Raw genomic sequence first — 18,712 nt, forward strand, 5'->3', positions numbered from 1 at the left:
GGTAATGCCAGGTAGTCAGTGCGGAACCCCGCCCTGACATTCCATGGGCTCGCTGGACGTCACCCGCGCGCGAGAGCGTCGGAGGAGGAGCCCAGGGCGCTGCGGGCGGAGGTGAGGAACGCAGTCCTCGCATGCTCCACCTCGCTGGACGAGTGCCCGTGGTCGCGCTGCGCGAGCGCGGCAAGATGCTGTGCAGTCTCGACAACGTCGGAGGGTCCGACCAACACCAAGACGTCGAGGGCACTGCTTACAGCCCTTCGTTCCTCCAGCGTTGATGCGCCAGTCGGACCGGCCATGCCCAGTGCAGCGTCAACGCGTACGAGGAACTCGAGGTAGGCCGGACGGCGCACTTCCCGCTGCTCCTGGTCACGAGCGGCGTTACTGACCATCATCAGGATGTCGGACGCAAGCGGCTGCGCCTCAGCTGTCGCCTTGAGCCTCATGGGCCTGGTGAACCAGGCAACAGGCAGACCGCCCGCTACCGCTGAACCCGCAGCGATGAGTGCAATCCCCCAAGGACTCATGGCGTAATCCTGCCAGAACGCGGCGTCCAGCGGAGGTGATCGCCGCCACCGACCACCGACTACGTCTTGACCCGCGACCGGAATGCGACGAGACAGGGTGCTCGCTCCATCCCGTGTGGCATCGGCCGGGCCAGCGCCACGACTGAGGAGGTGTCACCTCGTCGGCGGACTGGCTCTGGGGAACCTGAGGTGCTCCCACGTCCCTCTCCGATGGTCTATAGGCCGTCGATGAGACTCTCCGCGAGGAACGGCGAGAAGGTGCCCGCGGGAACGTCTGGGGTCATGCCGCACATGCCGTCGGAGTCGCCGGGAACCTTGACCCACAGCAGGTAGTCGGCGCCGCCGACACCGATCGAGGACGGCACACCGAGACGCCGTCCAGCCGGATTGCAGTACTCGACGTGCTGTCCGATCTTGTCCATCGCCCCGTTCCCGTTGCGGGAGGTATCGATGACGAACCGTGCACTGGGAACCCCGAGACCGGCGAGAGCACGAGCAACCTGATGCCCGTACGTGCAGGAGACGTCCGTGGAGTCGTAGTTCGCCACCCCGATTGCGAAGCCCGCTGTGCGGGCTACCCCCGCTGCGGCGATCCGGGCCGCCATCTCGTCGGCCCGGATCCAAGTGGCATTGCCGCCATCGAGATAAGACCGCACCAGTGGGCGAGAGGACAGGGCGTCCGCAGCGTAGGTGACCAGCTGCGTGCGCTCAGTGCGCATCGCCTCCGTCGGGAGGCTGCCGATCTGGCTGAGCGAGTCAGGTTCCACGATCACGAGAGCAGGCCGGTCGCCGATGCCGGCAACGAAGCCGTCAACCCAAGCCCGGTACTCCTCCGGTGACTTGGCGCCGCCGCTGGAGTGGCCGCCATTGTCCCGGTTGAACATGTTGTACGCCGTCAGGATGGGCAGCCGCCCCACAGCGGCGGCCGCAGTCACATAAGCGTCGACATCGCCTTGAACGTCCTTGTTCCAGTCGCCGAACCACTTCGCGGCAGGACGCCGCACCAGGGCCTGAGTGATCTTCGCCGACCGCGGATCGTTCGGGTTGGCGGCCACCCACTTCGCGGCGTTGGAGTCCGGATCAACGTAGAAGCCCTCACGGGCCGTGGACGAGGTGAGCCGCACGTCGCTGAGGTGCACGGTGACCGCTGTTCCCTGGCCGAACTGGAAACTCACCTGCCCGGCCGTGGTGTCGATTCTCGAGGTGAAGGAGAACACGACATGAGTGTCGACCGCGGGCAGTATCACGGTCTTGTCCAGGGCAGCGGTCCACGGGTCTGTGCCGAGCCCGACCTGGGCCCGGAGGGTGGTTCCGGACTGGCTGGCGCGGGCGGTGAAACTCAGCGTGTAGGTACAGCCGGACCGCAGGATGATGTTGTCCTGCCCGAAGGGGGCATCCCAGAGATTGGCGGCATCAGTGGTGGCGGTGGCCTCCAGGCCGTCGCCGGGCGCGGCAAGGGTGACCATGGCCGGGTCGCCGGACCACCAGCCGGTGGTGCCGTCGGTGAAGGTGCCGTTGATGACGAGGTCTCCGTACAGTGCGGCCACGAGTAGCTCTGCTCCTTGGGTTACTTGATGTAGGTGACGCGCAGTCGCGGCGGATGGCCTTGGCCTATGCCGTCGAACATGCCGTACGAGGTCTTGTTGGTGGTGTTCGGGTCGATCGCAATGCCCCGGAACTTCGTCGAATCGAAGATCGAGGTGATGTCCACCCACTGACCGCTTGCGCGCGCCCACTTGGTGACGGTCTTCGAGCTGGCCTGGTCCGCCGAGAACTTGCTCGGACGCGAAGCATGGCCGTGCACCTTGAGGACCGCGGTGCCGCCGGAGGCGTAGTACCAGTGGTTGGCGTACAGATACACCTCGACCTTGAGGAGCTTCGCGCCGGCAAGGTCCTTGGCGAGACTCCCGCCGAATCCCACGAGCGCGGCCTGGGTGCCGTTGTTCGCTGAGTAGTAGCCGGCCACCATACGGTTGCCGTAGTACGAGTTGTATCCGGACCGGTTCGCGTAGCTCCCCGACCAGGACGCCGTGTACTCACGCTTCACCTTCACCGGCGGGTCAGGGACGACGGCGCCACCGGTGTTGTAGACGCCGGTGTCCGGTGCCTGCTCGCCGATGTCCTCCACACTCAGGTGCCCCATGCGGCCCTTCGCGCCGGTGAGCGTGACCTGCTGGCCTGCGGGAGCGCCGCTGTCGCTGGTGAACGTGAGCAGCAGCCGATTCCGCCCGGGCCGGATCAGATCATTCGGTGCGCACGGACCGATCAACTCCAGCCGTGCTTCGCGGCGCGTCGACGTAAGCGGATGGCGGGCCTCTTGCAGCTGCGTGGAACTGATCAACGGTGCAGAGGCGTAGCCACTGCGCAGCCGCAACACCAGGGAGCCGCCGGTCTGGGAACATTCCGCGGTGCCGTTGTAGACCACGCGGTACATGCGGCCCTCTTCGGCGTCGAAGGCCAACTCGACGTAGCCCATCTCGGTACCAGTGGCCGTCTTCACGCCGGTGGCCATCCAGTCCATGGCGACGATGCCGCGCGGCCCGTCATACAGGTCGGTGAGGTCGTCACCGCCGATAGTGACCTTCCCCGCGACGTTCAGGTCCTGGAAGGAGGCATCTCCAGTCGAGCCGATCGCGGCAACCCTGGTCGTGCCGTCCCGCAGGGTCAGGTAGTTGGCCTGCCCCGAGACGAGCGAAACGACCTCTTCCCCGTCCTCGTCGTACAACCTCAGCCCCTGCGGCCCGAGTTCAGCCCGGGCCCCGCCGGTGACATCCCCGAAGATCGTGTGGGCCTGCGCGTTGTCGAACACCACCCACCCCGCGGTCGCGGCGGATGCCTCCAGGCACAGCACCGCGCGGGTCGTGCCCTGGGGTGCGGCCACCTGCCCCGTGATGCGCTGCCACACCCCCGGCACGTAGCTGGTGGCTTCGGCGACTCCGTAGCCGAGGATCTCGCCGGTGCTGTTCTCCCAGCGGGCGAGGATCTTCACGGCCTTCGCGGCAAGATCGTCGGACACCAGCACATCGATGCCGAGGAACAGCTGCGAGGCGGCCAGCACCGGAACCGTCGCCAACGGCAGCGTCCAGTACGTTTCGGCTGAGGCAGTGCAGTCGAGACGGATCCCGACCCCGGTCCGGTTACCGGGAGCGAACGACCACGCCGTGCCGCCCGCCGCGACAGTGTTCGCCGTGGCCGCGCCCTCGAACCCAGGATCCGGCACCAAGTTCGTGCCCTGCCCGACCGCAATGTGATCGGGGGTGACGGAGCCAACGGCCAGGTGCGGGGTCGCGATGGCGCCGACCGCGATGTGACCTTGCTGAATGACCTGCTGACCGAGATCCCCCGACACCGCGCGCCGGGCCGACGTACGCACGGCATCCGAGGCGACGCTGGGGATGCCGGAGGTGTTCACCGCGACCAGCCGCACCCACAGCGGCCCGTAGTGGTTCACCGAGATGGTGACCGAGGCACCGGAAGCGGCCTCGATCGTCGCGGTCGGCCACCGAGGATCCGCCTGCATGCTCGCCGACATCAGCACATGAACCTGCACGCGCGACAGATCCAAGGGCGCCGCTTCCGCATCAGGAAAGCCGCCGTCCCAGGTGACCCTGAGCCCTCCGAGCACCGGTTCCACCTCCGGTACGGATGGGGCAGGTGGACGCGGGCCGTTCACCGCGATGACGCCGCTGGTGCCGTCTGGCTGCTGGCCGATGACCGCGCGCAGGGAGCCGCTCTCGTCGTACACGTCGACGGACCCGTTCTCCAAGCTGGCGTTCGCCAGCTTCGGGGCGCGGATCGCGGCGCGGAGCAGCTTCTCCAGGCGGGCGAGACGAGTGCCTATGTCGGTGGGCAAGAAGATGGGTCCTTGTTCAGGCGGCGGTGGCGTACTGGTGGGCGCCGGACGGTTCGAGTCGGACGGTGGCGGTCTCACCGGCGTCGGTGTCGGGTCGGATGGTGTAGCCGGTGATGCGGCACCAGCCGGACCACGTTCCCCACTCATCGCGGACGAAGACATGGACGTCATCGCCGATCTGCCACGACCCGATCGGCGCGGCCGGATGATTTCGGACGGTGATCTCTTCGACGTGGCCGAGGTTCTGCCGCCACGCCCGCTCGGCGCGCGCCCGATGGGCGAGCACGTCACGGCCCCGCACATCGGGAAGCTCGAGAACGTGCTCCAGACGGAGCCGCTTGTTGCGTACGGCATCGATGGCGCGCTGCTGGGCTCGGCCTTCGCCGGCCCCGGTGGCGATGACGACCTGCGCGTACTCGTCGGCGCTGTACGTGACGGGAGTGGAGTCCGTGATGTTGGTGTCGGTGGAGAACGCGATGTCCGTACGGCGTGCCCCAAGGCGCGGATAACCGACCCGGATACGGCGCACCGGGCGCCGATTCGCATCCCACCAAGTAGTGCAGGTGTAGTCCGGGGAGTCCGGGGCCTTCACCAGATCATCGAGCAGGTCACCGAGGACCGGGGTTTCCCACCAGCGCGAGTGCCACGGCTCCGCGGGTGTGCCCACCGTCGCCTTCGACGTGGTGGCGTCCACGGTGATGCCCAGGCTGCCGTCGGGGATCGACTGCGCGTACGACACGATGTCCCGCATCACCCGGCACGGGTCGGTGTTCACGTACGGGCCACGGCCGCCGAGCTCACCGTCCAGGTCGTGGCGCTTGTGCAGGTACGAGGTCCACCCTGCGGCCTCCACCGGCAGCTTGTTGCCCTCGGGTTCGGCCTGCCAGATGAGCCCGCCCCACCGCAGCAACCCGTTCCGTTCCACGTACAGCAGGGTGTTGCCGGGGTTCTGGGTGAGCTCGGGCAACGACGACGCGAGCCGGGGCGACAGCGTGCCGCGCAGCTCTCCGGGCCCGTTCAGTTCGGGTCCAAATTCGACGTTCTTCAACGGGAGATCGTGTGACAGCCACTGCCCGGTGAGGGCGTGCTGGATCAGGTATCGGTACGCCACAGCAGGTCACACCGGGCCTTCGGTGAACTCGATGTCCGCGATGATCGACGTACCGCCGTCGACGCCGAGGTCGCCCTTCCAGTCCTTCGCCATCCGGGCCTGCATGTACAGCGTCTGCGTCGTGCCCCGATACGAGGCCGGCAGCGCGATCGTGTCGGCAACCACAGCAGTCGAGCGGCGCACCACCTTGCCCTGATTGTCGTCAACGACAGTGTCCTGGCCCTCGATCGTGCCGAACACCGGCTGCAGCTTGCCGTACAGCGAATCGAAGTCCATCCGCAGACCAGCGAGCGTGATCGTGAGGATCAGCTTCGTCGCCCAGTCGGGCACAGGTATCTGCCAGCGCGCCTCAGACGGCCAGTCGTGCCACTTGTCGTCGTCCTTCCACGCCTTCGTCAGCTTCGACGGATACGCCGTGTACAAGGTGCGCTCCCGGCGAGGGTTCGCCACCCGCCGCACGTCGCGGATCATCCCGGCCGTCACCGTGCCCGTGCTCGCCGGCAGGTCGACTCGCGCCAACGCCACTCCCGTCACACCCTTGGGCGCCGACGACATGGTGGAGGACACGTTGGGGATGACGTCGAAGAAGTTGATCGCATCCGTCGCCGGATCCAGCCCGCCCTCGAACTCGGGGTCCTGCACCCGCAGCACGATCAGATCGGATCGCGGCGTCGCGCCGGTGGGAGCGATCGGGACGGTAGCGGCGCCGATGTTGTACGCCGTGTACGAACCCTGCCACGTCGACGCCTTACCCCGGATCACAGCGGACCCGTCAGCGATCTGCACCCCGCCGCCGGGCACCGGCAGAGGAGTCACCTTCAGGTCCGTGGCTTCGGTGACGCCTTCAGAACCATGCGACAGATCCTTGATCATCTGGCGGAAGGTCTGGGCGGAGTGGGTGGCACCGTTCACGAGCAGCGGGGCCTGGGCAAGCGTCATCGGACGTGGGTCTCCTTCGGGTCAACCAGAGTCTTGAAGGCGTCACGCCACGCCACCTTCAGGCGGGCGGATGCGGTCGGATCGGAAGCGATCCAGCGGATTTCCGAACGTCCCGGAGGCAGACGGAAGTCGCCCAGCGGGGACGTTGTGGCGAAGGTGCCGCCGTTCTTCCGGGTCACGGTTCGCTGGCCGGGGCGGGTGTCGACCGTGACGTGCTCCCCGGCGGGGATGGTGATGCCGAGGTCGATCTGCCGGCCGGTCTCCACGTGCGTGATCACCGGGTTCGCGCACGGTCCGTAAAGGGTGAGCACCGGGTAGACGTCGATGTTCCCGTTGTTGGTGACCCAGCCCGGCCTGTTCTGACCGGACAGGCTGCCATCGCTCACGTGGATGGGGGCCTGCACCGGGGCGGTGAAGCCGCCACCGGACAGCCACCCGAGTTTGAGCTCCATGCTCTGCTCGACGTCCGCGTAGTAGCGCGGATCAGCGGTGAACTCGATGTCGAGCGGCACCCACCCGAAGACCGCTTCCTCCCACGACGCCTCGGCCTTGCGGAGCCGCCCGTACATGACGCGGACGGGTCCGCCAGGCCACTTGATCCGCAACGGCATCACGGCCCCGCCGACCGTGCGCACCCGAGGATCGTCAGCGGCTTCCTCGATCTGGGCCACGATGCGGGCTGCCGCGGCCGGATCGCCCGGCGTCTTCACGCCGCAGCCGATGCGCACCGTGCGGGCCTCGTACCAGTCCGGGCTCAGCCATACGCCATCCGCGGCTGGTCGCTCTACGACTTCCCCACGTACACCGGGGCGGGCGAGGCCTTCGATCTGGGCGATGGGGATGCTGGTGCCGTGGCCGAGGCGTATCCCGGCGAACTCCAGCTGAAAGTCCTTGAGTTCTGTGTTCACCGCAGAACACCTCCGCGGCGGGCCCGGCGCATCTGATACGAGACAGCGGAGGCGATGTCGTTCGCGGTCGCTCCGGCACGGGTGACGTGGATCGTTTGCTGGCCGATCGCCGGCGCCTGATGCACCACCACGACCTGCGACCGACCCGCCCCGGCATCCACCAGGCGCTTGGGGGCGAGCCCGTATCCGAAACGGTCCGCGGTCTCGGACAGCACAGCGGTTGCCCGACCACGTTTCGCGACCGCGTGCGGGATGTACGACTCGGCGTGAGTCTCCGGCTCGGCGAACTTGATCAGCCCGTTCCTCGAGGAGTAGATGCCCGGCTCCCAGATGCCGCCGTTCGCATACGCCTTCCCGGCATTCGCCTTCACCAGGTCGGCGAGGAACCGGTCCGCCTTGCTGCCCGTGGCCTTGATCTGGCCCTTTCCCCGGTTGGCGATCTCGATGAGCCGGTCCTCGTCGATCCCCGTCGACTCGGCCACGGCGTGAATACCGCGCCCCTTGGCCAGAGCACCGATGAGCTTCACGAAGTCGCCGAGCTGATCCGAGTCGAGGGCCTTGCCCGCAGCGTGGGCTGCACTGTTGGCCTGCTTCGCCTTCTTCTTGTCACGCACGGCCTGGGCGGCGAGCGACTCAGCGTTCTCATCGCCCTGCTCGGCCAGCCGTGCGGCAAGCGCCCCGTACCCGCTGGAGGCCAGCTTGGCGAGGTTGTTCTGGAAGGTCGTGGAGTCCTTGACCGCGTTCTGCAGCTGGCCCGTGTAGTCGCCCAGCGTGGCCTTCGCGGTGCCAGCGAGCTTCGTGAGCTGCGCCGCCATCGACTTCACGTACTTGTTGGAGCCGCGGGCCATCTTGCGGGTGAGCGCGACACCGTCCTCGCCCATCTCCTCCAACGCCTTGGCGACATCGGTCCCGGCCCGCCGCGACACGGTCGCCAAGTCGTTGCGCCAGGCCGAGGCGGTGCGGACGGACTTGCGGAGGTTCCGTTCGAACGTGCCCAGGTCGAAGTGCTCCTTGCCGCCCTTGCCCTTGCGCTGCGACTTTGAGACGACATCGGACACCGAGAACCCGGAACCGCCGAGCGGCTGGTACGACCAGTTCGACAGACCGCCATCCGCGTACCAGGTGACATCCCCGTCGAAGCGCCGGACGACCTCCTCGACGATCGCCTTGCTGCGGGGCCGCTTACTCGACGCCAGAGGCACATAGGCCTCGCCCTGAGTCTCCTGCTCCGCCCAGACGCGCATCGCTCCGGCCGGTGCGATCTGTGCGACGTGGTTCTCGCGGACGCCACCGTTCGCGTAGAACTCAAGGACAGAGCCACGGGCCTGCGGGGCCTGGATCGCGTCCGGGACACCGTTGCCGTCCCGGTCCCAGCTCGTGGCTCTGAGGGACACGCCGACGCCGATGGTCCGGCCCATGATCCCGTTGATCGCGCTCTGGATACTCCCCGCCGCCGAGACGGGCCCGCTGGTGGGCACCGTGACGGTGACGTTCTTGCTGCCCGGGATGTCGGTGACCTTGATGCCCAGGGCTTCGAGTTGCTGCCGCGCCTCGCCAGTGGGCGCGCTGACGGTCACGGTCTTGCCGCCGGGTACTCCGGCGATCTTTTGCTTGACCGCCTCCAGACTGGCGATGGTCTCCTGCGTCGCGGACGTGACCTTGACGTGCTTGCCACCCGGGGTCTGAGCGATCTTCGCGATCAGTGCATCCAGATCCGTGCGCGCCAGGTCCGTGGGGGCGGTGACCTCCACACGGCGATCCTTCAAGTCCTTGATCTTGAAGCCGAGCTTCTCCAGATCCTCGCGAGCATCGTTCGACAAGGTGGAGATCGTGATGGTCTTCTTGTCCGGCTGTGCCTTCAACGCCTGCTGTACAGCGATGAGTTCAGCCATCGCCTCATCCATGCCGGCCGTCTGCAGCAGGATCGACACCTGCGAGGGGACCAGACCGGCGTTGTCGGCGAGCTTTGCCGCCTGCTCGGCGGACAGGCCGAAGCCCTCGGCTGTGGAGATCGCTGAATCCCGGGCGGTCTCCATCTGCTTCTGCGCGGCCTGCAGCGCCTCGGGAACGGACTTCCCGCTCGCCTCCGCGTACTGGTAGGCGGCGAGCGCGGCGTCCGCGGAGTTCGTCGACAGGCCCTGCAGCAGGTCGTATAGCTTCTGCCCGTTGCGGGTGACCGTGGACAGCGAGCCATCCATGTTCAGCAGGGACTTTCCGTATCCCTGGGCGTTATCGACGCCGCCCTTCAACGCCTCGGCCGCATCCGACACCGATCGGTTCAACCGTGCTTCGGCCGCGGACAGGTTCACCGAGCCGCCGGCCAGGATGTTCAGAGCGTCGTGCAGGGCCCGGGCACGGGTATCGGCGTCTGCCGTTGTGTCCGACAGGCGGCGCATCGCGTCGGAGAACTTGCCGAACGGCCCCACCGCATCGGCTGCGGAGCGGCCCGCGGCACCGTTCACGTTGGCAAGATCGCGGGCATCCTGCACCGCCTGGGACATCTCGCCCTTGACTGAGCCGAGGGCCTCCGCGGCGTCGTGAGCCTTCTGGCCCACGTCGTTGTACATGACGCCGCCGCCGCGTACCGGCTCCAGGTTGATCGCGGCGACGTCCTCCATGCGTTTCTGGAGCTTCCCGAGCCCGTCGTCCTGACTGAGGTAGGCGTCGGTGAGCTGCTTGATAGGCACGCCGGCGTTCTTCATGACGTCGACCAGGCGCTCTTTGCCGTCGAGGACCTTGGTGTCCATCAACTGCTGGGCGGCTGCGGTACGGACGCTCTCCGTCACGGCACCGTTCGACTCGCGCAGCGCCTGGGTGAGACTGCTGATCCGCGACTGGTGCTCAGCCGCCGCCTGGGCGGCCTTCTGCTGGTGGGAGGCGAGCATCGACAGGCCGACACCAGCAGCCGCCAAGGCCACGCCCCAGGGCCCGCCCAACGCACCCATCAAGCCGCGGGCCGCGCCGCCGACTCCGGTACCGATCGCACGCGCTACTCCGGTGATCGGCCCGTTCGCGTTGCGGAACGCGGCCGCCATCTGCCCCACTACCGGAATGCGGGTCTGCACCACCGCGAGGGCCTGACCGATCCGGCCAATCGACTGCCCTTGCGCAGCAGCAAGGTGCTGCTGGAGGCGCATCTGGTCGCCGAGAGACCGGTACGCGCCCACGACTGGCCCGGACACCGTCTGACCGAGCCGCGACATCATGGGAGCGACACGACGTGCCATGAGCATCGCGATGATCGCCGTCTGCACCGGCCCTGGCAGCGCCCCGAACCCGCGCACCAGACCGGCCACAACATGCCCGATCGGGACCAGCGCGCCCGATACGGTGCCCGCGGCGGCGGACATCAGGTTCAGCGCGGTGACGATGATATCGAGTGCGGTTCCGCCCGCATCAGCCTCCTCGGCCACATCGCTGATGGCGTCAGCGACTGGCGAGACGGCGGAGCCGACGTTGCGCAGGATGTCGATGAGGGCGCGGCCGCCGTTGATGAGGACGTTGAACCCCGCGGCAGCGGTGTCGAAGGCAAGGTTCTTCAGCGGCCCGCCCAAACCGTCGAGCGAATCACCGACCTCGTCAAAGCCCGCGGAGACGGCCTTGGACACGGACGGGCGGGCCAGCGTGTACAGGTCGTGCACGTAGTCGATGGCGGCCGCCATGCCGGGCGTGGCCGTCGCCATCCCGGAGGTCAGCAGCCGTGTGACCTTCTCCAGCCCGGGTGCGGCCGCCGTGTACAGGACCTGTCCGGTGTTCGAGGCTTGGGTCTTGAGCTGGCTGACCGCACCAGCAAGGCCCTTGGTCTGCGAAGCGGCGATCTCCCCGGCAGCGCCGGTACGGGCGATCGCCGTGTGCATCTGGTCGAAAGACTCGACACCCTGATGCGCCAGAGCCGACGCACCCGCGAGCGCAGGCTTGCCGACCACGTCGGCGAGGGAACCCAGGAAGTCCTTCTGGGACATGCGGTGCTGGGCCTGCTCGAAGCCCTCGATGACCGTGCGCAGGCCCTTGAAATTGCCCTGCGCATCCCACGCCTCGATGCCGAGCTCCGCCAGGCCTCGCTTCATTCGCGCGGTCGGGCGGGACAGGTTGGTGAGCATCCCGCGCAGGGACGTTCCTGCTTTGGAGCCGAGGATGCCGGAGCGGGCCAGCATCGCCACCGCAGCCGAGGTGTCCTCGATGGAGATGCCGAGCTGGGCGGCGACCGGCCCGGTGTAGGACATCGCGTAGTAGATGTCCTGCAGCCCGCCCGAGGCGGCGTTCGCCGACGCCGCCAGCACGTCGGCGGCACGCCCGGCATTGTTCGAGCTGAGCCCGAACTGGTCCATGACGTCGCCCAAATACCGGGCGGCGTCCGCGGCCGAGAGGTTGTCGGCCGCGGCGAGCTGCATCGCAGCCCGCGCGTTCGCGATGGACGACGTACTGGTCTGGCCGGCCTTGGCCAGCTCCAGCATCGAGTCCGCAGCCTTCGCCGCGGACGTGCCCGGGATCTTGAGGTCGGCGCCGAGCTCGCGGGCCTTCGCCGCGGCCTGCACCATCTCCAGGCCGGACGCGTTGGTGACCGCGCCCCACTTGTTGATGGCCCGCTGGTACTCGTTGCCCTCCTTCGCGATCTCCGCGAGACCGGCGACGATTCCGCCACCGACCAGGAGGCCGCGCAGGTGGTGCGCTTCTTGCCGGGCGCCGAGCAGCCCGTGGCGGAGCTGCCGCATCGACGCGTGCCCGTCTGCGCCGACGCGGCGCAGCCCGGCACGGGCCCGATCGGAATCGCGGGTCAGCGCGCGTAGACCCGTGGACGATCCGCGGGCGCCGGCCCCGATCTGTGTGAGGTGCCGGTTGAGGGTGGCGGTGTCGCGGCCAAGGCCGCGCATGGCGCGGGAGGCCTGCCGGATCTCCGACAGGAGATGGGAGAAGTCCGCTCGCGCCTGGACGCTGAGCGTGTACGACGACACCTGCCGGTGCCCCTACCTCCCCGCGCCCCTTCCTCCTAGCCCCCTGTCACCCTCAACCACCCGCTACGGCACGTCGCGGGGCACCAGGCCGATCCGCACCCCGTACCCGTCGGGGCCGTCCGGGACCTGGTCTTGCTCGTGCGCGATCAGTTCACAGCCGGTGCAGCGCACGCTCGTGGTGACGTACGCGAACCGGTCACCACCCTGGGCCTCGTCCCACTCCGCGGCCCGAGTCCCGCACTGATCGCACACCGTCCGCTGATACGCCACGAACGACAGGGCCTTCGCCCGGTCCAGTTCAGTCCAGCGGCCATCACCCGCACCAAGGAACTGCGAATGCGGAATGCCCCAGCGGTCGCACAGCTCCAGCTCAGTACGGAGCTGTACGTCCGTGATCAGCCTTTTCCCAGCTCCACGGTGCTGGTGCGCACGATCTGCTGGGCCTGCCACGCCGCCGCGAACAGCGCGTTCGACTCGGCAACCGGCCACGAGTCGAGGAGATCCTGCGCATCCTCCTCGCTCATGCCCTCCACGACGTTGTACTCGTCGTCCCGCTCAATATGCGCGGCAGCGATCAGAGCCGCGGGAAACGTCTCCGGATTCCACGCGTCCCCGTCCTCAGCCTGCGCCTCGGTCGGAGGGAACCTCTTGATCAGCCCGTCCAAGATCGGCCGCGGCAGCGCCCTGAACGTCAACTCCACCGCGACGCAGTCGAACATCTCCTGTGCGGTCTCGACCTCAGCCTCGGCCTTCGCCGTCGCATCGCTGTACTCCCGGCCGCTTTCTGCATCCGCCATGCGGCAACGGGCAAGATCTCGCAGCGTCTCGTCCAGGTGCCGCTTGGCGTCCTGGTCGTCACAGATCACCAGCGTGTACTCGGGCAGCTGGCGGGCACGGAGCCGGGCCAGCTTGGCCGCCCAGTGCGCATCACGGGCAACAGCCTTGGCCGGCGGGGCAGGCGCGGTCTTGGTCTCCGTGGCCACCGGCATCACTTCTCGACCTTCGGCGCCGTGGCGGCCGGTACAGCAGCGTCCTGGGTCGGCTTCTCCGTGATCGAGAAATTCACGGTGAACTTGGCGGCCTCGTTGTCCGTCGAATAGTTCGGCGACCGTGAGCCGATACGGACCGGGAACACGTCCATGGACCGGGAGCCCGCGACATCGCCCTTGCGGAGGAAGACGACCCAGCCGGTGTCGTCCTTCTTCAGCAACTGCTCGATCTCGTCGGACACCTTGTCCTCGTAGAAGCCGAGGGAGGAGTCGTCGGCCTGATCGGTGCCGGGGATCTTCGACTCGAACGTCGAGCCGAGGTCGGGGGTTTCGATGGCCTGGTTCTGGAGTGTCCAGCCGTCGATCGCCGCGATCGCATCCGTCAGGTCGGTGCCGGCCGTGAGCTCGGCGCGGGTAGGGACGTGGCCGGTGTCGGCGACGGTCTTGAGCCACAGGACGCGGGTCACTCCGCGCCGGGAGAACTTCTTTACCTGCAAGGTCTGCTGTCCGATTCCGGGACGGCAGCCACACATCCGAGAGGCCCCGTCCCTCGACGACTGTCGGGGAACCGGCCCACACCACGGGGTGGTTGGGCGTCCGCGCGGGGGCCTCCGCGGTGAGGGTGCGAGGGCGCTCAGACGAGAGCGGTTGAGCGGTGCACGTAGATCACCCTACTGTCGTCGGCTGCAGAATCGCTGATCCCTTCGAAGGCGCTGCGGCCCGGCACCTTGATCCCTACGATGCCGAAGGACACACGGTGGAGGGGGCGCACACGAAATGGCGCACGACGAAGAGCAACCGGCAGACCAGGCCGAGCCCGCGGAGGGACTTGCCTAGGCAGGCTCGAGTTACGACGACTTCCTCGTCGAGGCCAAGAAGCGGGCAAGCAGCCCCACCCCGCTGGAGATACGCATCCGCGACCTGCTCGCGTTCTGGAACACCCAGAAACGTGGGCGCCGCATCGTCGAGATGATCGTGGCTGATCTCGCCGCGGAGGGTCTGCAAACCACACCTGATCTGGATGCCCAGAACTCCTGGGAATCAGTGCAGATCACGAGACTGCCACAAGCAGATACCCATCCCGGCGAGCCAGTCGGCATCAAGATCGGAAGCCTCGAAGCCGCGAAGATCTGGGCAGCAGGCGCGGACCCGGACAACAGCTCCGGTACACCGAAGATCCCCAGCCTGAGCCGAGACGCGTCCTTGGCCACCGCCGGCTCCATGATGCTGGCATCCCACCTCGACCAGCTTCCGGTCACCGCGGGGAGAGTCCTCGAAGGAGCGGTCAGCTGGCGGTCGATTGCCCGCGCCCAGTTCGTGAACCCGCATGCCACGCTCCGGGACGCGATCGTGCCCGCGAAAGAAGTCCAAGCGGAGGATGACCTGCTCAGCGTCATCCCGCAGATCGTCGAGTCAGGGTTCGTGTTTGTCCGCGACCGCAGGAACGTGCTCACCGGAGTTGTCACGACAGCTGACCTGAGTCGAACGTTCGACACGCTGACGCGCCCGTTCCTGCTGATCGCAGAGATCGAGCGACGTTTGCGGAAGATCATCGACAGGAAGATCGCCGACGGGTCCTTCACAAAAGAGGAGCTGAGCGCCGCTGTTCAAGGCGAGGGACGCGATCCTGCCGTGAGCGCGGCAGACTTGACGATCAGCGAGTATCAGACGCTCCTGGGCTCCAGGGAGATGTGGGAGCGGCTCGGGTGGCAAGCCGACCGCAAGATCTTCGTGAAGGCCCTCGATGAAGTGCGGCAGATCCGAAACGACATCATGCACTTCGACCCTGACCCCCCGGACACGTCGCCGCTCGTCGGGTTCCTCGACTGGCTTCGGCTGCAACACCCGAAGGACTAGCGCCCGGCCATCTGTCAGACGCGGACACTGGGGGCGCTCGCCGGGAAGTTGTACACGGTGAAGTCGATGACGCGGCGATACCCGATCCGCTGGTACAAGGCGTTGCTGGTGGGGTTCGCCAAGTCCGCGAACAGCAGCACCTCCGTAGAGCCCGCCGCCAGCGCCGCCCGGCTCACTTCAGCCGTCGCGGCACCCCCATATCCGCGGCCCCGCAGATGGGCTGGGGTGTAAACGGGAGCAACCCGGATCTGTCCTGCGACCAACGGCGTCGCGCCCGCCATGGACACGGGTGTGCCGTCCGGGGTCTCCCAGAACGTGACACGTCCCTCGGCGATACGAGTGTCGGCCCAGGCGCGATCGTCTGAAGATGCAGTCCCTCCGATGGCAGCAACGAACTCGCGGTGCCACACCATGAGTTGCTCGCGGTCCTGCTCGCCCACGACCCGGCCTCGGCCGTCGGGAGCCGGATCCGGCGGGGTGAGTGCGCCGAGGCGGTACAGGCGCTCCCGCTCATGGAGCGTCGGCGTCACGCCCGTGTACCGCGCCCACGCCTCGGCGAAGGCGTCGGCAGTGTCGTCATCCGCATTGACGCCAGGAAGGACATGGCCGAGGCCGGCGAGGTGAGCGGCGAGGGCGTCAGCCTCGGCGGGAGTCAGAGGGGTGATGCTCAGTCGGCGGGGCGGGGTGCGGAAGAAGGCCGCACGCACCTCGCCTGCTCGCTCCAGCCAGCCGAAGAGGGGGGCTTCCGTGCCGTACGCGTTTGCTCCGCGGGTACGCAGAGCCTCGGTCACGGTGAGTGGGACGGTGTGTAATGCGGGGCGTGAGCGCAGGAAGTCTCCGGCCTGAGCGAGAAACGTCTCGACGTCTTCGGTGAGATGCCAGTCATCCGGGTTCATGCCCCATGATCCCGCGCGCTGTCAGCGTTCGCCCGCGAATTTCCCCGGCACAGACGACAGAGCTCGCGGACCCGAAAGACCGGAATCAGGATCCCCCTCGGTAGCGGTAGCGTCCCCGCAGTCCGTAGCCGAGAGCTCGTACCGCTGCACCGCCGTCACGACACCATCGTCCGCACCGGCAGGATCCACGCCATCGTCGACCAGCAGCTCCCGGGCCCACACGTCCACATCAGCAGCCGGAATCGGATGTGCCCACGCGCCTTGCGTCGTACGGCCGAGCAGCGCCCGCTGGACCCGATCTGCGAGCCACTCGGCCTGATCGGTGCGCGCAGCCACGACGGTCACCTGGTAGAGGAGACGCGCATCCTCCGCTCTGTCCGCGAGCGGCGCTCCGTCGACCGTGACGCCCTGCGGGTACAGGACCGTGTATGGCAACGGTGCCGGACGCCCGTCGAGGAGCGGAAGGCGGCCACGACCGCACGGCCTGCCAGTAGCAGCGGCCAGCATCCCTTGCAGGGCTTCCGTCACACGGCCGCGCTCGATCACAGGTCACCTCCGGCGAAGTACGCGGCCGCAGGCCCTTCGACGCTGAGCACCCCGTACCGGCACAAGCCGAGCGCGTCCCACTCCATCACCCCGGGCGTGGTCAAGATCGACAGGCTCCGCTCACCGTCCTCGTCGAGGACCTCGGCGACCACGATCGCGCGGGCGAGCAGTCCCCGCTCGTGGTCTGCGAGCACGCTCGCCAGAGCGTCCTCGAGACTGCTGGCCATGTCGCTCACAGCGTCCTCGACACCGCGCCGCGCAGCTCCCGGACAAGGAGCGGGCCGAAGGCGTTGACGGCTGGTCCCAGGTGGGGGAACGGCGGCGTGCTGTAGTGGCGGCCGAGGCTGTCGACGCCGACGAACCCGAACTCCAGCCGCCTGCCCTGCGGAGCACTTGTGCCGACTTCAGCAACGATCACAGGACCTGCCCTGTGCACATCGGACTGCCACGACGCCCGGTACTTGCCGGTGATCACCCGCGGGCCAGGTCGCCCGGACGCATTGCGCTGCACCTGCACCACGAGCGCCTTCGCCCCGTGCCGCATCGCGGTCTCTGCCGCGGTTACCGCTTCCTTGCCGCCACGGTTCAACGCTGCCGCCAACTGGGCTGGACTTTGAAACGTGCCGCCGCTCACCGCGTCACCGGCTTCCGGTTGTGCTCCTCCAACCAGACGGTGCGCAGCACAGGGAACGACGACACCTCACCCAGCGCCGACACCTGGTACGTACGGCCGACGGCCTGCTCGTCACGGGCCTCAACGACCAACACAGTGTCGTTCTCCCACACCTCCGGAGCTCCAAGAGGCAGCAGCAGCCGGTACCCGGCGCGCACCTCCTGGACGTACGCGCCGTCCTGCCCCGAACCCTTGCTGCGGATCCGCTCCTGGTGCGCGTACAGACCGGCCTTGTCCTCGTACACGAACACCGGTGGGGCCGGCACAAGGTCACCGGTTCCCGGGTCGAGGATGTCCTCGCCGCTGCTCCGGCTGATCTGCACCTTGTCCGGCATCAGATGGCGCTCCGCGAAGCGGACGAGCCCGGACTGATCAAGCACCCGCTGCCCACTCCCTGAGCTGCGCCAGCGTCCCGCGGGCCAGCTCACCCGGACGCCCGTCCAGATCGTCCCGGTCGAGAACGGCCTCGTCGAGCTTCTGCCAGTCCACCGCATCAAGGAACCCGATCACCACATGCCGAACATCCGCAGGCTCCACGACCACCTCGGCCAGGCCGTCGAACTCCATGCCCTTCCAGCCCTGTTGTACGTACAGGGTGACCTCGGGGCCCTCGTCGACAGTCTGCGTGATCCGGTACGCCTCTACGGCCGAGGCGACATCGTGGCCGTCGATCTCGATGACCGCTGACTCCTCGGGGCGGGCAGCTATCCGAACGCGGCGGGGCTCCAGGTACGTGCTCATGAACCCGACCCTAGGTGCGGGAAGCTCAGCTACTCCCTGGAGAAGTTGCCAGCTCAGTGCGGCTCACCGCAGCACGACAGAAACGCAGCCCGCCACGGGCCAGACACCCTGTGAGATTACGGCTCGGTAAACCGGACCGGACTCGAATCCGTGTCCCTGAGCCAAAACAGACCGACGACCCGCGGCTCGTCCGTTTCACGAACCTCCTCCATAAGGGCGCGGAGCTCCCGGATCAGATGCTGGCAGCCCTCGTCAATGAGCGCGAACGATGCGTCCTGCAGGAGGATCGAGGCGTCCATCAACATCGCGAAGAAGCGCCCGTGCTTCCTCCGACTGAGGCGGACCCCAGGACCCTCGTAGACGTTGGCGAAGACCAGGCCGCGCACGATGGCGTCAGAATCCGAGTACATCGTGTCAGTGTTGAGCATCTCGCTGGCACAGCTGAGCTCCCTTGAACTCGGTGTCCAGCGCCCCTTCTTCAACTTCTTGCGTAATGCGGCGATGGTGCCCTCTATCGCGCTGATTGCCTCGTCCATGACAGGAAACTCTAGAGACCGAGTGCTGCTCGTGGAGAGGAATCGAGCATGCCGGACTACCGGAGCGTGATCCCTCGGTCAGCCGCCGGGCCTGCGCGGCGGACTTGGAAGCTCCGTGCCCAAGGGCGTCTCCTTGCCTGCCGTAGCGTGAAGCACGTCCTATTCAGAGGGCGGTATGTGACGTGAT

The 18,712-nt window shown here is 67.6% G+C and carries 18 protein-coding genes; 1 reads left to right on the top strand and 17 read right to left on the bottom strand.

The window, feature by feature from the left end:
- Positions 1–59: 59 nt before the first annotated feature.
- The 10 genes from JHN63_RS19550 to JHN63_RS19595 all read right to left on the bottom strand — a co-directional run bounded on the left by JHN63_RS19550 (position 60) and on the right by JHN63_RS19595 (position 13,773).
- Positions 60–443 carry a hypothetical protein gene (locus tag JHN63_RS19550; RefSeq protein ID WP_200682379.1) on the bottom strand — a complete coding sequence of 128 codons (384 nt, stop codon included), beginning with the start codon at positions 441–443 and terminating at the stop codon, positions 60–62.
- 296 nt (positions 444–739) lie between these two features.
- Positions 740–2,071, bottom strand: a complete 1,332-nt coding sequence (locus JHN63_RS19555; protein WP_200682380.1) for a glycoside hydrolase family 6 protein — start codon at positions 2,069–2,071, stop codon at positions 740–742.
- Between the two features lie 20 nt (positions 2,072–2,091).
- Entirely contained in the window at positions 2,092–4,377 is a 2,286-nt protein-coding gene (locus tag JHN63_RS19560; RefSeq protein ID WP_200682381.1) for a hypothetical protein, read from the bottom strand.
- Positions 4,378–4,393: 16 nt separating this feature from the next.
- Positions 4,394–5,488, bottom strand: a complete 1,095-nt coding sequence (locus JHN63_RS19565; protein WP_200682382.1) for a hypothetical protein — start codon at positions 5,486–5,488, stop codon at positions 4,394–4,396.
- Positions 5,489–5,494: 6 nt separating this feature from the next.
- Positions 5,495–6,427 carry a hypothetical protein gene (locus JHN63_RS19570; protein ID WP_200682383.1) on the bottom strand — a complete coding sequence of 311 codons (933 nt, stop codon included), beginning with the start codon at positions 6,425–6,427 and terminating at the stop codon, positions 5,495–5,497.
- The gene (locus tag JHN63_RS54305) at positions 6,424–7,335 is read right to left on the bottom strand and encodes a phage tail domain-containing protein (protein WP_200682384.1); all 912 of its coding nucleotides are present in this window, start codon (positions 7,333–7,335) and stop codon (positions 6,424–6,426) included. Before JHN63_RS54305 ends, JHN63_RS19570 begins: the two co-directional genes overlap by 4 nt.
- Positions 7,332–12,287 carry a phage tail tape measure protein gene (locus JHN63_RS19580; protein ID WP_200682385.1) on the bottom strand — a complete coding sequence of 1,652 codons (4,956 nt, stop codon included), beginning with the start codon at positions 12,285–12,287 and terminating at the stop codon, positions 7,332–7,334. The genes JHN63_RS54305 and JHN63_RS19580 overlap by 4 nt, the downstream gene beginning before the upstream one ends.
- A 63-nt stretch (positions 12,288–12,350) precedes the next feature.
- Positions 12,351–12,557 (bottom strand): hypothetical protein, encoded by a 207-nt coding sequence (locus tag JHN63_RS52805; RefSeq protein WP_234477378.1) that lies wholly within the window; start codon positions 12,555–12,557, stop codon positions 12,351–12,353.
- 125 nt (positions 12,558–12,682) lie between these two features.
- Positions 12,683–13,270 (bottom strand): hypothetical protein, encoded by a 588-nt coding sequence (locus JHN63_RS19590; protein ID WP_200682387.1) that lies wholly within the window; start codon positions 13,268–13,270, stop codon positions 12,683–12,685.
- A 5-nt stretch (positions 13,271–13,275) separates the two neighbouring features.
- Positions 13,276–13,773, bottom strand: coding sequence for a hypothetical protein (locus JHN63_RS19595; protein ID WP_200682388.1), 498 nt, complete (start codon positions 13,771–13,773; stop codon positions 13,276–13,278).
- 478 nt (positions 13,774–14,251) lie between these two features.
- Between JHN63_RS19595 and JHN63_RS19600 the strand changes: the two genes are divergently transcribed.
- On the top strand, positions 14,252–15,133 hold the full coding sequence (locus JHN63_RS19600; protein ID WP_200682389.1) for a CBS domain-containing protein: 882 nt from the start codon (positions 14,252–14,254) through the stop codon (positions 15,131–15,133).
- Between the two features lie 14 nt (positions 15,134–15,147).
- Here the strand turns inward: JHN63_RS19600 and JHN63_RS19605 are convergent, their stop codons facing one another.
- The 7 genes from JHN63_RS19605 to JHN63_RS19635 all read right to left on the bottom strand — a co-directional run bounded on the left by JHN63_RS19605 (position 15,148) and on the right by JHN63_RS19635 (position 18,525).
- Positions 15,148–16,029 carry a GNAT family N-acetyltransferase gene (locus tag JHN63_RS19605; RefSeq protein ID WP_200682390.1) on the bottom strand — a complete coding sequence of 294 codons (882 nt, stop codon included), beginning with the start codon at positions 16,027–16,029 and terminating at the stop codon, positions 15,148–15,150.
- Between the two features lie 21 nt (positions 16,030–16,050).
- Complete coding sequence (locus tag JHN63_RS19610) at positions 16,051–16,575, bottom strand: hypothetical protein (RefSeq protein WP_200682391.1); 525 nt, start codon at positions 16,573–16,575, stop codon at positions 16,051–16,053.
- Positions 16,572–16,802 carry a hypothetical protein gene (locus JHN63_RS19615; RefSeq protein WP_200682392.1) on the bottom strand — a complete coding sequence of 77 codons (231 nt, stop codon included), beginning with the start codon at positions 16,800–16,802 and terminating at the stop codon, positions 16,572–16,574. Before JHN63_RS19615 ends, JHN63_RS19610 begins: the two co-directional genes overlap by 4 nt.
- Before the next feature lie 5 nt (positions 16,803–16,807).
- Positions 16,808–17,209: an HK97 gp10 family phage protein gene (locus JHN63_RS19620; RefSeq protein WP_200682393.1), complete on the bottom strand. Its 402-nt coding sequence runs from the start codon at positions 17,207–17,209 to the stop codon at positions 16,808–16,810.
- Positions 17,206–17,628, bottom strand: a complete 423-nt coding sequence (locus tag JHN63_RS19625; RefSeq protein WP_200682394.1) for a DUF6093 family protein — start codon at positions 17,626–17,628, stop codon at positions 17,206–17,208. Before JHN63_RS19625 ends, JHN63_RS19620 begins: the two co-directional genes overlap by 4 nt.
- On the bottom strand, positions 17,621–17,989 hold the full coding sequence (locus JHN63_RS19630; protein ID WP_200682395.1) for a hypothetical protein: 369 nt from the start codon (positions 17,987–17,989) through the stop codon (positions 17,621–17,623). The genes JHN63_RS19625 and JHN63_RS19630 overlap by 8 nt, the downstream gene beginning before the upstream one ends.
- Positions 17,990–18,105: 116 nt before the next feature.
- Entirely contained in the window at positions 18,106–18,525 is a 420-nt protein-coding gene (locus JHN63_RS19635; RefSeq protein WP_200682396.1) for a hypothetical protein, read from the bottom strand.
- Positions 18,526–18,712 lie beyond the last annotated feature (187 nt).

Origin of the sequence: Streptomyces sp. MBT65, assembly GCF_016612545.1 — a bacterium.
Taxonomy (GTDB): Bacteria; Actinomycetota; Actinomycetes; order Streptomycetales; family Streptomycetaceae; genus Streptomyces.